At 44.4% G+C, this 14,940-nt stretch carries 13 protein-coding genes; 4 read left to right on the top strand and 9 right to left on the bottom strand.

What is annotated here, in order from left to right; translation table 11 throughout:
* Window positions 1-23 precede the first annotated feature (23 nt).
* Entirely contained in the window at window positions 24-1,820 is a 1,797-nt protein-coding gene (locus tag FO440_RS24315; protein ID WP_186292575.1) for a DUF6600 domain-containing protein, read from the top strand.
* A gap of 561 nt (window positions 1,821-2,381) precedes the next feature.
* Here FO440_RS24315 and FO440_RS05530 read toward each other — a convergent pair.
* The 7 genes from FO440_RS05530 to ileS all read right to left on the bottom strand — a co-directional run bounded on the left by FO440_RS05530 (window position 2,382) and on the right by ileS (window position 9,643).
* On the bottom strand, window positions 2,382-2,747 hold the full coding sequence (locus FO440_RS05530) for a hypothetical protein (protein WP_144247216.1): 366 nt from the start codon (window positions 2,745-2,747) through the stop codon (window positions 2,382-2,384).
* Between the two features lie 70 nt (window positions 2,748-2,817).
* Window positions 2,818-2,988 carry a hypothetical protein gene (locus FO440_RS24310; RefSeq protein WP_186292574.1) on the bottom strand — a complete coding sequence of 57 codons (171 nt, stop codon included), beginning with the start codon at window positions 2,986-2,988 and terminating at the stop codon, window positions 2,818-2,820.
* Between the two features lie 125 nt (window positions 2,989-3,113).
* On the bottom strand, window positions 3,114-4,412 hold the full coding sequence (locus FO440_RS05525) for an ammonium transporter (RefSeq protein ID WP_144247215.1): 1,299 nt from the start codon (window positions 4,410-4,412) through the stop codon (window positions 3,114-3,116).
* Between the two features lie 43 nt (window positions 4,413-4,455).
* On the bottom strand, window positions 4,456-4,611 hold the full coding sequence (locus FO440_RS24305) for a hypothetical protein (RefSeq protein WP_186292573.1): 156 nt from the start codon (window positions 4,609-4,611) through the stop codon (window positions 4,456-4,458).
* A gap of 412 nt (window positions 4,612-5,023) precedes the next feature.
* Window positions 5,024-5,629 carry a lipoprotein signal peptidase gene (locus tag FO440_RS05520; RefSeq protein WP_144247214.1) on the bottom strand — a complete coding sequence of 202 codons (606 nt, stop codon included), beginning with the start codon at window positions 5,627-5,629 and terminating at the stop codon, window positions 5,024-5,026.
* Window positions 5,630-6,013, bottom strand: a complete 384-nt coding sequence (locus FO440_RS05515) for a TraR/DksA family transcriptional regulator (protein ID WP_144247213.1) — start codon at window positions 6,011-6,013, stop codon at window positions 5,630-5,632.
* The gene (ileS, locus tag FO440_RS05510) at window positions 6,014-9,643 is read right to left on the bottom strand and encodes an isoleucine--tRNA ligase (protein WP_144247212.1); all 3,630 of its coding nucleotides are present in this window, start codon (window positions 9,641-9,643) and stop codon (window positions 6,014-6,016) included. It abuts the gene before it with no gap.
* Between the two features lie 399 nt (window positions 9,644-10,042).
* Between ileS and FO440_RS05505 the strand changes: the two genes are divergently transcribed.
* A complete protein-coding gene (locus tag FO440_RS05505; RefSeq protein ID WP_144247211.1) occupies window positions 10,043-11,929 on the top strand; it encodes an alpha-amylase family protein in 1,887 nt (628 codons plus the stop codon).
* Here the strand turns inward: FO440_RS05505 and FO440_RS05500 are convergent.
* The gene (locus FO440_RS05500) at window positions 11,926-13,413 is read right to left on the bottom strand and encodes a peptide MFS transporter (RefSeq protein WP_144247210.1); all 1,488 of its coding nucleotides are present in this window, start codon (window positions 13,411-13,413) and stop codon (window positions 11,926-11,928) included. The two genes, FO440_RS05505 and FO440_RS05500, sit on opposite strands and share 4 nt — an antisense overlap.
* Before the next feature lie 92 nt (window positions 13,414-13,505).
* Between FO440_RS05500 and FO440_RS05495 the strand changes: the two genes are divergently transcribed.
* Both FO440_RS05495 and recO read left to right on the top strand, forming a co-directional pair.
* Window positions 13,506-13,871: a diacylglycerol kinase family protein gene (locus tag FO440_RS05495; RefSeq protein ID WP_144247209.1), complete on the top strand. Its 366-nt coding sequence runs from the start codon at window positions 13,506-13,508 to the stop codon at window positions 13,869-13,871.
* Complete coding sequence (gene recO, locus FO440_RS05490; RefSeq protein WP_144247208.1) at window positions 13,861-14,586, top strand: DNA repair protein RecO; 726 nt, start codon at window positions 13,861-13,863, stop codon at window positions 14,584-14,586. The genes FO440_RS05495 and recO overlap by 11 nt, the downstream gene beginning before the upstream one ends.
* A gap of 2 nt (window positions 14,587-14,588) precedes the next feature.
* Here recO and FO440_RS05485 read toward each other — a convergent pair whose 3' ends face one another.
* Window positions 14,589-14,831 (bottom strand): hypothetical protein, encoded by a 243-nt coding sequence (locus FO440_RS05485; RefSeq protein WP_144247207.1) that lies wholly within the window; start codon window positions 14,829-14,831, stop codon window positions 14,589-14,591.
* Window positions 14,832-14,940 lie beyond the last annotated feature (109 nt).

Here is a 14,940-nt window from a genome sequence, read left to right as displayed (position 1 = left end):
ACCTACCTTTAAAGACTACTACTATGAAGATCTTAAATAAAATATGGGGCATTGGTTTGCTGGCATTATTGCTTACAGCAGCAGCCCCGGTAAAGAGTATAGCCCAGGACGACAACATAACCGAACAGGACTTTTACGACAACTTAGACCCTTACGGAACTTGGGTGAGCGATCCGCAATATGGCGATGTTTGGGTACCCGATGTGGATGAGGATTTCAGGCCGTACGCCACACAGGGGCACTGGGTATTAACAGAATATGGCAATACCTGGGTGTCGGATTACCCATGGGGATGGGCGACCTTCCATTATGGCCGCTGGCGCTATGATGATTATTATGGTTGGGAATGGGTACCGGGTTATGAATGGGCACCTGCGTGGGTTAACTGGCGCCATGGCGGTGGTTATTATGGCTGGGCACCGCTAACACCGGGTATCAGCATCAGCCTGTCATTTGGCAGCGGTTACAACGTGCCTGATAATTACTGGTGCTTTGCGCCGCAAGGCTATATTAACAGCCCGACTATCTATAATTATTATGTGCCGCATACCAGGGTGGTAAATATTATTCATCAAACAACTATAATTAATAATACTTATGTAAGCGGCGGGCGCAGGTATATTGCCGGGCCGAGGGCGGTAGATATCCAGCGTTATACGCACAGGCGCCCAGCTGTGTACACTATAAGTAACTCAAGCAGGCCCGGCGCTATCAGGGTGCAGAACAACACGGTAAATATTTTCAGGCCGGCCATTAAACGTGTGCCTGATGCGCGCCCGGCAAGGGTGGTTGACGCCAACGCCTATAAAAAACAAAATCCTACAGCAGGTATAGCGCATCGCGGGCCGGGTGGGGCGGCAGGTTTTAACCACGCCAATGCCGCTAAACTGGCTACGGTAGCGCGCGGCGCAAATACCAACAATACAGTAGTGCATGTTAACAGGCCAACAACTGCACAACCGGGACAGCGCCCTGCAACACAGGTAAACCGCAGGCCCGATCAGCAGGAAAACAAACCCAATCCTGCGCAGCAGGGTAGCCAGCCTAATGCGGGGCAGCAGAATAACAAACCTGCTGTTACACAACAACAGCATCGTGGTCGCCCTGAAAACCGGCCTAACATTGCGCCGCCAAACCGTCAAAACGGCAACGCTGCACAACAGCAGCAACAGGCTAACCAGGCACAGGAACAGCAACGCCAACAGCAGCAGGATCAACAACGCCAGCAGGCGCAACGCCAACAGCAGCAGGATCAACAACGTCAGCAGGCGCAACGCCAGCAGCAAGCACAGCAAAATGATCAGCAGCGCGCGCAACAACAGCAGCAATTAAACCAGCAGGCCCAACACCAACGCGGACGGGCACATCAGCAAGTGCAACAAAATCAACAACAGCCGCAGCAGCAGGTACAGCAACAGCAAGCAAACCAGGCACAGCAAGAACAGGCCAGGAGCCAGCAACGCGAACAACAAAGGGAGGCAAGGCAACAAGCCCAACAGCAGGCTCAACAACAACAAAGACAGCAGCAGCAGGCTCAGCAGCAACAGGAGCAACAACAACAAGCGCAGCAGCAGGCTCAACAACAGCAAAGGCAGCAACAGCAGGCCCAGCAACAAGCGCAACAACAGCAAAGACAACAACAGCAGCAAGCCCAGCAACAGGCGCAACAGCAACAAAGACAACAACAGCAGCAGGCGCAGCAGCAACAAAGGCAACAGGCGCAACAACAGCAACGCCAGCAGCAGCAACAGGCCAGGCAACAACAACATGCCCAGCAACAGCAGCAACGCAGGCCGCCTGAACAACAGCGGCAAAATTAATAGTACGACATAGTGTTAAGCAAAAAAGCCTGCACCTGTTACACAGGATGCAGGCTCTCACATTTAACCGATCAACAACAAACGATTAAAACTCTTTATTTAAAATATGCTGCCCGCCAGCCCCGCAATTTTTGCGGATGGCATAGTGCAACCGAAGCATAATTTTGTTATTTTTATAACTTACCGGCAGTTACGGAAGGGCTTTGGCTTTTAAATAAAGGCTGATCCCCCGAGGACCAGCCTTTCCGTCTATAAGGAAATCTTTATTAATCGGGACGTGATTCAACCCGAGGGGTCAGCATTTACAATTTGTGCACACGAGTATTAGTGTTGTTGTAGCAATCAATCAAATCTAAAAATGTGTGCTTGTAAGGCTGGCCCGATAAAGATGGTCAAGAGGCTTGATTATTTAAAGTGCCGTAAAGCTTATAAAAGCAACCGTAAGATTAGGGCGATACCTGCGTACAAAAGCTAACGTTGATGCTTAAAAACAGCATGCCATTATTGGTACAATAAATTGTACTAATGCTTAATTAACTAATGGACAAGTACCTTTTGGTGCTACCAAAAGACGTGGAAGGGAAAGAGAAAATCTGCGTTTTTGAGCGTATATCTCTGATCGTTATATCCGGAGAAAAAATTGAAATACCTTAAACAGGTAGTTGTGTTTTGCGGTAATAAATAAGCTGTGTAAACAGGGTTATTTACTTTATGAACCTGGCGTATAGCTTCCTGGTTACCGCCTATAATGTTAAACTTAATGAATGGGTTAATCGGGATACCTTCGCCCCTGAATGCTTTAGATAAAGTGGTATGCTGATTATTTTGATAGGCAGCAGCATTGGGCTTGCCTTTGCCTACGAAGAACGAGCAGCAAAACAGCAAGAATATAGATACTTTTAAGAAATGATTAAAATTCAATTTCATTAAAAAACAATGCTTTATATAAAAATAAGAAAAATATTTGTCTTAGTTGTTAAAAATCTTCTTTTTTATCTTATTTACTGAATAATTCTTCAAGCTCGCCATCTTTATTTATTCCGTAATGTGCGCTGATAAATGTTTTATCAGGGCGTTTATACTTTTTCGGTCGTCTTTTTGAAGGGCCCATTAGCGGAAGTATCAAAAAGCACAATAGCCCGGCTATTTTAATGATCGTTATTGCCATAATACCTCCTTTTAATTTTAATCAAACAAACCAGAACAATCGGTTCTGAGGGGGCTGTTTACAGTACAGCAATAAATTTTGATAAGGCCGGCCGCTACCATTCGCAGCCGGCCATTATCTGTATATTAAAGTTCCTCGTCGTGCTGAGTGATATCCAGACCGGCAAGCTCTTCTGCTTCGGTAACACGCAGCGGGCTTATCATGTCTGTTACTTTTAATAATATATATGCACCTACAAATGCAAATGCCGATACCGCAACCAAGGCGATAAGGTGTTTAACAAATAAAGCGGTTTCGCCGTAAAATAAACCTTCGGCACCGGCGCTGTTAACGCTTTTGGTTGCAAATATGCCGGTAAGCAACATGCCCATCATACCGCCAACACCGTGGCAAGGAAACACGTCCAAAGTATCGTCGATATTGGTTTTGCTTCTCCAGATCACTACCAGGTTACTAACTACCGCTGCAACAATACCTACTATTAATGAGCTTGAAACAGTTACGAAACCAGCAGCCGGAGTAATAGCTACTAAACCTACAACCGCACCTATACAAGCACCCATTGCAGATGGTTTTTTACCGCGTAATATATCAAAGAATACCCATGCCATAGCTGCTGCAGCTGATGCTGTAGTGGTGGTAGCCAAAGCGGTTGAAGCTAATTCATTTGCGCCTAACGCAGAACCCGCGTTAAAGCCAAACCAACCGAACCATAATAGACCGGTACCTAATATTACGTAGCTGATACGCGCAGGTGTGTGAGATTCTGGTATAGCGTTACGTTTTTTAAGGTATAATGCTGATGCCAAAGCAGCCCAGCCTGCAGACATGTGTACTACGGTACCACCTGCAAAATCAAGTACGCCCATTTTAAAGAACAAACCATCTGAATGCCAGGTAGCGTGCGCAAGCGGTGTATAAATAATGATGATGAACAGGGTGATAAAGATCAGGTAAGAGTTAAAGCGGATACGTTCTGCAAACGCGCCGGTAATTAATGCCGGGGTAATAACCGCGAATTTTAACTGGAACATGGCAAACAAAATTACCGGGATAGTGCCCCAGCTTACACCCAGGGTGTTTTGCATCATGAAGAATGATTTAGGGTTACCAATCAGGCCCATGCCGCCAACGTCTTCGCCAAAGGCAAGGCTAAAGCCAAATACTACCCATATAATGGTGATCAGACCCATACAAACGAAGCTTTGCAGCATGGTTGAGATAACGTTCTTTTTTTGAACCATACCACCGTAAAAGAAAGCAAGGCCTGGGGTCATTAATAATACCAATGCGGTTGAGATTAGCAGCCACGCGGTATCTGCTTTGTCGATAGGTGTTTTTGATGGGGTTACTACAGCCCCCGGGAAGGCAAACGCCAGGATAACTACAATAATGAGAATGCCAAATGGTACGAATTTTTTCATGTTGAAATGGTTAAAAGTGATTAAATAAGATGCAGGACTGGAGCTATGATTGCGGCAATAGCAAAGTGAGATGCTTGCGGCTTTCGCTTGCATCAGCTGCTAAAACATGAAAATGTCCAAATGAGATCGATAGTACCGTAGGTACCGCGCCCGAAAACAGGCCCAATGAGGGTTGCTTGAATAAATTTTTGACAATCATAGTTGTTAGGTTAAGTAAATTGAGTTGAAATGAATTATGTGCGGATTTGCACGTAATTATTTAACAAAATGTTAAAAAACTATAAAGAACGCTATGATTTGATCGATTGCTTTTGCTAAAGTAATAATATATTTTAATTATCGCATATAAATCGATAAAAAAATTATAAAAAACATTAAAATATTATCTTTTTAAGCTGATTTATTAAAAAATATCGCAATAAAAGATAATAAATTGAATGATTTGTAATTAAAGAAGTAATTATGTGTACTTAATTCTATTTTTATTTATTTTACCCTTTAATAAACTATAAATTAAAACAAAACAGTTTTTATAAATCCAATAAATTCATTATAAATGAAAAAAGCCGCTAAATGCGGCTTTTTTATTAGTTTTTATGTTAGAATGGGAGTTAATCCTCCACCATTTCGCTGTTTGGAGAACTTGGTTCGGGCACTTCATGCTTAAAATAGTGTTTCTGAAATATCAGGATCAAAATAACCCCGACAGAGATTGACGCATCTGCAAGGTTAAATACCGGGCGGAAGAATATAAAATCTTCGCCACCCCAAACCGGCACCCATGACGGGAAATTGCCCGAAATAAGCGGGAAATAAAACATATCAACCACACGGCCATGAAATAATGGCGCGTAATGATATACCACGCCGTAAAAGGTCGAGTCGATAATATTGCCTACAGCGCCGGCCAGTATCAGCGCGCCATTCATAATGAGCCCGCGGTGGTATTTATGGATGATGAGGTAAACAATACCATACCCAATACCAATTACCGCGAAAATGCGAAACAAGGTTAAGGCAAGCTTACCAAAGTCGCCGCCCAGTTCCATGCCAAAGGCCATACCATTGTTCTCGGTATAGTGCAGCATGCCCCTGTCGCCTAAAAATTTGATCTCCTGGCCCTGGTACATATGGCTATGCACCCAGATCTTAATAAGCTGGTCGGCAATGATAATTAATAAAGCAACTAAAAAAGGTTTGGTATAAGCCGCCTTCATTTACTGCTTTAATTTAGCTTCCATAGTAAGCGTGGTGTGCGGTACGGCACGTAAACGCTCTTTAGGGATCAGTTTACCGGTTTCGCGGCAAATACCGTAAGTTTTATTTTCAATGCGCACTAAAGCGGCCTCTAACTGTTCAATAAATTTTTTCTGACGGGCAGCAAGCTGGTTGATCTGCTCTTTCTCTAAAGTAGCCGATCCGTCTTCTAATGTTTTGTAAGTACCCGCGGTATCATCAGTTCCGTTTGCATTTGGCGAGCTTAGTGAAGTTGCCAAAGCATTTAGTTCTTCTTTCGCACTTGCCAGTTTATCTAATAGCAGTTCTTTAAATTCTTTTAACTCAGAGTCACTATACCTGGTTTTTTCGTTTTCTACTTTCATTTATACTTTATTAATAGCAATTATTATTTCGTTATCTTCAATAGTGGTTGTTTCACCCTCATTTAACTGATTATCAAGCGTTACGCTATCAGCCAAAATTTCGGCGCAAATATATGATAAATTATTATTCAGGGCACGGCTAATAAACGGATGGTCTGTAAGCCTTACTGTTATCCTGTCGGTTACTTCAAACCCTTTAGTTTTGCGCAGATTCTGTATGCGGTTTATCAATTCGCGTGATATACCTTCTTCTTTCAATTCATCGGTTAGGGTAACATCTAAAGCCACGGTTAGTTTGCCTAAATTTGCAACCTGCCAGCCGGGTACGTCCTCGGCGATGATCTCAACATCGGTATTTAGTATCGAGTATTTAGCATCAAGTATCAAGATCGAACCCTTTTCTTCCAGTTCAGCGATCTCTTCCTGCGTGAAATTATTTATCGCATCGGCCACAACCTTCATATCCTTACCCACTTTGGCGCCCAGGGCTTTAAAGTTTGGTTTGATTTTCTTTTTTATAAAGCCCGCTGTATCGGTTATATACTCAATTCCTTTAATATTAGTTTCAGAAAGGATCAATTCTTTTACCTGGTCAACCTGTTTTTCAAAACCTTTATCCAGTATCGGCAATAAGATCTTGCTTAACGGCTGACGCACATTGATGCCTACCTTTTTACGCAGCGACAATACCAATGACGAGATATCCTGCGCCAACTGCATCCGCTCTTCCAGCTTTTTGTTTACCAGCGACGCGTCATACTCCGGGAAATAAGCCAGGTGTACTGACTCGAATGCTTCTTTTTTGGTAACGTTGTTCAGGTCGGTATATAAACGTTCGGCAAAGAATGGCGCAATAGGCGACATCAACTTGGCTATCGATATCAAACAGGTATATAATGTTTGGTAAGCAGATAGTTTATCAGCCGAGTCGTCTGATTTCCAGAAACGGCGGCGGCTTAAGCGCACAAACCAGTTGCTCAGGTTAATGTCCACAAAGTCCTGTATAGCGCGGGCGGCTTTGGTAGGCTCAAAATCGGCATAAAAACCATCCACCTCTTTGCTCAGGGTATTTAACAGCGATATGATCCACTGGTCAATTTCTGGGCGCTCATTTATGGCTATTTCGGATTCACTGTAGGTAAACTTGTCGATGTTGGCATACATTACAAAGAACGTATAGGTATTATAAAGCGTACCGAAGAATTTACGGCGCACCTCGTCAATACCATCCACATTAAATTTAAGGTTATCCCAGGGCGCGGCATTGCTGATCATGTACCAGCGCGGGGCATCGGCACCAAATTGCTCGATAGTAGCAAACGGATCAACACCATTGCCTAAACGTTTAGACATTTTGTTGCCGTTTTTATCCAGCACCAAACCGTTTGATATGACGTTTTTAAACGAAATGCCTTTGTTACCAATGGATTCGTTGATCTCTTTGATCTCGTCGCTGGCTTCGCTCAGCATCACCGCAATGGCGTGCAGGGTAAAGAACCAGCCGCGGGTTTGGTCAACACCCTCTGCAATAAAATCGGCCGGGTAAGCATTTACAAACTCTTCTTTATTATCAAACGGGAAATGCCATTGCGCGTAAGGCATGGCGCCGCTGTCAAACCAAACATCTATCAGGTCAGACTCCCTGTAATAATAATAGGCTTGGCTATGATAATATTTTGTAAGGATAATATTGTCTACATAAGGCCTGTGCAGGTCCATCGGGATATTTTCTTTTTCAAAAAACTCGTCGACAGAGGTTGAAAACGCTTTTACAAGAACATCCCTATTTGGGCATGAATCAATTAGGTTCCTTAATTCAAGAACGCCTTTTTTCAGGCCGGCCTGAAGCTGTTGGATGGTAGCAAGATCTTCCTGTCCGTCTTCATCATTAGGGATAGACAGAAACTCCATTATTTGGGCCGCTGTATGTTCAAGGAAATAGGCTTTTGCCTTTTCAAAGTAAAAATAAACGCCCTCGCTCTTTAATTTTTCAATACTACCGATGCAGATCTCAGGTACAGGAACATTGTTAGCATCGCAACGCCAGATAGGCAACGGGGTACCCCAATAGCGTGAACGCGACAGGTTCCAGTCCACCAAATTTTCCAGCCAGTTACCAAAGCGACCGGTACCGGTCGACTCAGGTTTCCAGTTGATGGTTTTGTTCAGCTCCACCATTTTGTCCTTAACGGCAGTGGTTTTGATGAACCAGCTATCCAGCGGATAATATAAAATAGGTTCGTCGCTGCGCCATGAGTGTGGGTAGCTGTGTTCGTATTTCTTAACGTCGAACGCTTTGTTCTCGGTTTTTAATTTTATGGAGATGAGCACATCCGTAGGTTTAAACCCTTCGGCGGCGCGTTCTTCGGCAGTGTAGTATTCTTCTTTAACGTAATAGCCTGCAAAATCGGTAACCTCGTCAACAAACTTACCCTGCTTGTTAACCAGCGGAACGTCTTTACCGGCTTCGTCTTTTACCATTACGGCAGGCACACCTGCATCTTTGGCCACCCTAAAGTCGTCCGCACCAAAGGTTGGCGCAATGTGTACTATACCTGTACCGTCTTCGGTAGTCACAAAATCGCCCGCAATAACACGGAAACCATTTTGCTGAAGATCGGTATTGGTTACGTACGGCAATAATTGCTCATAATGGATGCCGACTAATTCAGATCCAGAAATATATCCGGTCGGTAATCCTTCTCTATCATAGGAATAAGGCTGAGCCTTATTCTTGGAGTCAAAAGTTAAACCATCCAAAGAAGAAACAACATTTGGACCAGCAACTTTTGAAACTAAAGCATCAGCCAAAATAATTGTAACAGGTTCGCCAGTGTACTGATTAAACGTTTTTAATTTAACATATCTAACATTCGGACCTACCGCCAATGCAGAGTTCGACGGCAACGTCCAAGGAGTAGTAGTCCAAGCTAAAATATAAATGTCTGTATTAACACCTTTAAATAAAAACTCCGAAGCCCCATCGCGTTTAACCTTAAACTGCGCAGTTACAGTGGTATCTTTCACCATTTTATAGGTACCCGGCTGGTTCAGCTCGTGCGAGCTTAAGCCGGTACCCGATTTTGGCGAATAAGGCTGGATGGTATATCCTTTATATAAAAATCCCTTTTCGTGCAGCTGTTTCAGTATCCACCAAAGCGATTCTATGTATTCGTTCTTGTAAGTGATGTATGGGTTTTCAAGATCTACCCAGTAACCCATTTTTTCGGTAAGGTCATTCCAGATATCGGTATAGCGCATTACCTCTTTGCGGCAGGCGTCGTTATATTCTTTTACCGAGATCTTTTTACCGATATCGTCTTTTGTAATGCCCAATGCTTTCTCTACAGCCAGTTCGATAGGCAGGCCATGGGTATCCCAGCCGCCTTTACGTTTAACCTGGTAGCCTTTTAGTGTTTTATAGCGGCAAAAAATATCCTTAATTGCGCGGGCCATTACGTGGTGGATGCCGGGCATGCCGTTAGCACTTGGCGGCCCCTCGTAAAACGTATATGGATTATCGGCCGGACGGGTACTGATACTTTTTTCGAAGATGTTGTTTTTCTTCCAAAACTCCAGTACGTCTTTGCCTGTTTGCGATAAATTTAACTGCTTGTATTCCTTGTACATTAATCTATTACACCTAAAATTTTAGAGGTGGCAAAAATACGGAATTTAGGTTGAAAAAGCATATTTTAAAAGAATGAAATTCTATGTGTGAGGTAATGCGATGAGTAATGTGCTAATTACTCACCCGGTCTGCGCTTCGCTGGACCACCCTCTCTCCGCCTTCGGCGGAAAGAGGGTTTTAGTTTTTTCAATTAATGGACCATTTGCCCTCTTTCCCGCTTGCGGAAGAGAGGGCCGACAAGTGAAACGAAGTCGGGGTGAGTTGTAGACGATATCTTTCCGTAGAGATGGGTTTCCGTAACGATGGGTTTAAAACCCATCGCTATTACGCGCTACGTTACAGCATTATACGCCGCTGTAATTTTTTCATTAAATTTACCCATACCAAATAAACCGTTTATGAAAAGCCTTAAAGCAAACCGCTATCTAATCGCGTTAGTTATTTCTGCGCCCTTATTCGCATCGGCACAAAACAGCTCAAACTTTAAAGTAACCGACCGCTTCTTTGGCGTACACTTTGATTTTCATGCCAACCCGGACACCCGGGGCATTGGCAAAACGCTTACCGTAGCAGGAGTTGACAGTATGCTTGACATGGTAAAGCCTGATTTTATCCAGGTTGATACCAAAGGACACCCGGGTATATCGAGCTACCCGACCGCCGTTGGCGTAGCCGCGCCTAACATAGTGCAGGACCCGCTAAGGCTTTTCCGTGAAGAGACCGGTAAGCGAAACATCGGCCTATTCTCGCATTTCTCGGGGATATTGGACGCGCAGGCCATTAAGGACCACCCGGACTGGGTGCGGATAAACGGCGATGGCAAGCCCGACGCCGGGGCGACATCCATATTTGGTAAATATGCGGACAATTATTTTATCCCGCAGATCAACGAGCTGAGCAGCAAATACCATATCAACGGCATTTGGGTGGATGGCGAGTGCTGGGCGCTGCAGCCCGACTACTCGCCCGCTGCTATTGAAGCCTATAAAAAATTTAGCGGCAAGGCAGATGCACCGCGTTCACGCAAAGATGCCGACTGGCCAAAGTATGTCCAGTTTACGCGTGATGCCTTCCATCAATACCTGACCCATTATATCAATGCCGTTCATAAATTTAATCCCAACCTTATTGTTACCAGCAACTGGTCCTTTTCATCATTTATGCCGGGTAAGGTTGACGCACCGGTTGATTACCTATCCGGCGATTTTACAAGTGATGCTGTGCCAGATGTAGATTTTGAAGCAAGGACATTGGCGCCGCAGGGGAAGCCGTGGGACCTGATGTGCTGGGGCTTTATGAGCGATAAGAATGGTAAAGGTTTCTTCTGGAAAACCGCCCGGCACCTTGAACAAAAGGCCGCGCTGGTATTATCGCAAGACGGCGGTTACCAGGTTTATATCCCGCAAAAAAGGGACGCTTCGCTGCAGTTGGAAACTATACCTATGCTTACAGCAGTTTCTGCCTTTTGCCATGAACGTAAAGCTTATAGTTTTAATACAACGCCCGTACCGCAGGTGGCTTTGTTGCTGTCTGAATATGGGCATAATAATGAGTCGCCGGGCGTGTTTGAGAACGGGCAGGGCGGCAATAATAACGTAAAGGGCACTTTGGCCATGCTGCTAAATTTGCAATACAGCGTACAGGTTTTGCAGGAACATTCGCTTAAAAACAGCCTGGCAAAATACCCGCTGCTGGTGATAACCGAATGGAGATCTCTGCCATCAGAGGTGATCACCATGGTTGAAGATTATGCAGGCAAAGGCGGCAAGGTTTTAACCATTGGCGATGGCCACTTGTTCAGCGGGATGCTGTCAGGCGCGGCGGTTGATAAAACCAATCCTGCCGGTTTGCCTGTACGCACGGCCCGTTACGGCAAAGGCACCGTTACCAACATTGACGACAATATCTCCTTAAAATACCTGAACACCCAAAACGACACCTTGCGGCAAATCGTTGCCGGGATAGTCAAAGGATTGTTCCCGGAACCCAAGGTAACCGTTAGCGGTTCTTCAAAGATCCACGTTACCATTAATACTAAAGACAAATCAACTTTGATCCATCTAATTAACGTGGATGATCATTTTGATACCCTGGCAGACAACCGGCTTGAATTTAAACTGCCGGCCATTACAGATCAGCTAAGCATTACCGTAAACGCGCCAAAGCCACGTACGGTTAAGATCCAGCCCGGCGATATTGATGTGCCGTTCAGTTATGAAAATGGGTTTGTCAAATTTAATATCCCGGGAGTTGATGTGTATTCGATAGTGCAGCTAACAAATTAAATCACATCCTGCATTAGCTTTTTGAGCAGGGGAAGCAGCAGGGCAAATAATACCGCCGCGCCAAGACTAAACAGCGCCAGCCCGCCATAAATTTTGGTGTAATAGGGTAATGACTTTACGGGGTCGTGAATGTTTTCGGGCACTGTGGCCAGGCTGCCTATTTTTGCGGCAAGGTATTCGCCCAAAGCCGCGGCAACACCCAATACGCCCATCATGGTACCCACAATATTTGCAGGCGATAATTTGTAACTGACCGAATAGATGATAGGCCCTATACACAATTCGCTAAACTCCATTAACACATAGCCGCCAAACAAAAAGTAAACCGGTACCAGCCCGGTATCTTTGTACAGCACACATCCCCACCAAAACGAACCGAAGAAAGCGCCCATAAACAAAAAGCCGATCACAAATTTCATGACGGTACCCGGCTCAAATCCCGCCTTGTTAAGCACACGCCAGATCCACAACATCAGCGGCATCATAATGGCCGGCAAAAACCCAGTTAGAAAATTGTTGATGGCCAGGCCCGGCAACAATACGCTACCTACGTGCATATCCATATTACGAATGACAAACAGGTTGAACGAGCCGCCGCTCTGTTCATACAAGGCTAAAAACAATGCATATAAGGTAAAGGCTATCAGCGCCGCGAATATTTTAAAACGCTCGGCTTTGGTGTATTTAAAGGATATGTAAATAACGTAAATAAAAGATATGCCTGCCAAAGGGAACAGGACCATATCCATGATGCCGGGGTATAAAAATACCAGGGTAATTATAGCAATACAAGGCAAGCTCAAAAGGTAAACCAACATTTCCATATTGATACCAGGCAATATTTTTTTGGCCGCCAGTGCCGCGGGTATTCCGTGCGATTTCTTAACACCGAACACCATGCCCAGGTAAGAAATAAAGCTACCCGCAGCGGCAATTGCAAAACCGGCGTGCCAGTTGATCTCGGGCCCTACATAGCCGCAGATCATAGCCCCCAAGGCTACCCCGATATTGAACAAGCCATACATAATGGTATAGCCCGCATCCTTACTTTCCAAGTCCTCGGGGTGATAAAAATCGCCGGGTAAGGCTTTGAACATGCCGGCAATAAACCCGTTGCCGGCTACAAAAAATGATAATCCAGTAAAAAAAGTAAACTGATAAGGTACAGCCACGCAAATCAGCCCGATAGTTTGCAGCACACTCCCAAAAATCAACGACTTGCGTTTGCCCAAAACTTTGTCGGCAATAACACCGCAAAAAAGAGGCATGCCAAATGCAAGCGCAGAGAAGGTGCCGAATATGGCATAACCCTTATTATCAGCAAAATGCAGCTGGGTAACCATGTAGGCCAGCAAAAGCGATGTTGTGCCGTAATAAGAAAACATATGCCAGCTTATGGCATGCGAAAACCAATAAAGGTCTTTAGGGTGCTTGATCTTTCCGGGCAGATCAATAGTAGGGGTATCAACAGCAGGGGTATCCATCAAATAATAAAACAGCGATTAGTTAACTTGCTGTAATATAATGATTTTTGGCGATAAATTATTCCTTGGGTTCTTTTCAGTAAATTTGAGCAATGAAAAAACTCATCCGCAGTTTTGGGTATGCATTTAACGGCTTGGGCTACGCGGCTAAAACGCAGCTTAATTTCAGGATCCACCTGGTGGCATCCATATTGGCGGTTTCTTTGGGTTTTGCCTTGCATATCTCGGTAAACGAGTGGCAATGGATCATTCTTTGCATAGCGATAGTTTTAATGGCCGAGCTGTTTAATACAGCCTTAGAGGCACTGGTAGACCTGGTATCGCCGGATTACAACAAAATAGCCGGCCATGTTAAAGACATCAGCGCCGGGGCAGTGGTAATTGCAGCGCTGTTTGCCCTGATCACAGGTGCTGTTATTTTTTTACCCAAACTGCTGTTGTTGATCCATGCTGCATAAAACAAGGGGCATCGTTCTTAAAACTACCGACTATGGCGAGTCCAGCGTTATCGTGCAGGTGTTTACAGAAAAGCTTGGCCTGCAATCATACATCATTAACGGAGTAAAGAAACCAAAGGCTAAAATAAGCCGTAACATGCTGCAGCCCCTGCATTTGCTGGATATGGTGGTGTATCATAAATCGGCAGGTAACGTGCAACGCATAGCCGAATTGAAGACCTCGCCGGTATTGCAAAGTATCCCTTACGATGTGATAAAAAGCAGCATGGCCTTGTTTTTAAACGAGGTGTTGTATAAATCCATCAGGCAGCAATCGGCTGATGAGAATCTATTTGACTTTGTATTCAATGCCATCGAGTGGCTGGATCATCAAAACACAGGACTGGCTAATTTTCACTTGCTGTTCATGGTCAAACTTACACGTCATTTGGGTTTTTACCCCGACAGATACCAGGCTAATGAAGCCGACTATTTTGATCTGAAGAACGGTGTATTTATTAAATACAAACCTGATACATTGTTATATCTCTCGCCGCCGCATACACAAAACTTTGGCCGCCTGCTACAAAGCAATTTTGAAAACCTGGCCTCACTAAAACTATCAACTGACGAACGCCGGTACCTGATAGCCAAGCTGCTTGAATATTATGCCTTACACATAGAGGGTTTCGGCAATATCCACTCGCACGAGATCCTCGAAGAAGTGTTGAGTTAAGGTCAGCCCAAAATATGTTTCTTAATAAAATCGATAGATGAATCCGGAAGTTGTGCGCCGCCGGTTTGGGTTACGGTACCGTCATTATTTATTTTTAATTCGGCTTCCAGGTTATCGTCTATCTTAACATGCAGTGTTTGCTGTTCTTTTTCTACCTGGCAGGTTACTTCTCGGCCCGAGTAATTTAGCTGAAACTGATATTTCCCATCTTTTTCTGCCGGTATGGTGTCTTTGGTCTCGATCATGGCTTGTAGTTTTATTATACAACACCATAACCCGCGGGATGTTTATTTAATTGGTAAGTTTAGTCAAAGCCAAATCCCTTAAAGCAAAAAGAGAGAACTTTTTAGGGGG

The sequence above is a fragment of the Mucilaginibacter corticis genome (genome assembly GCF_007558865.1).
In the GTDB taxonomy this organism is placed as follows: domain Bacteria; phylum Bacteroidota; class Bacteroidia; order Sphingobacteriales; family Sphingobacteriaceae; genus Mucilaginibacter; species Mucilaginibacter corticis.
Note: the sequence above shows the minus strand (reverse complement) of the source record. Positions and strands in the feature narration are given on the sequence as shown.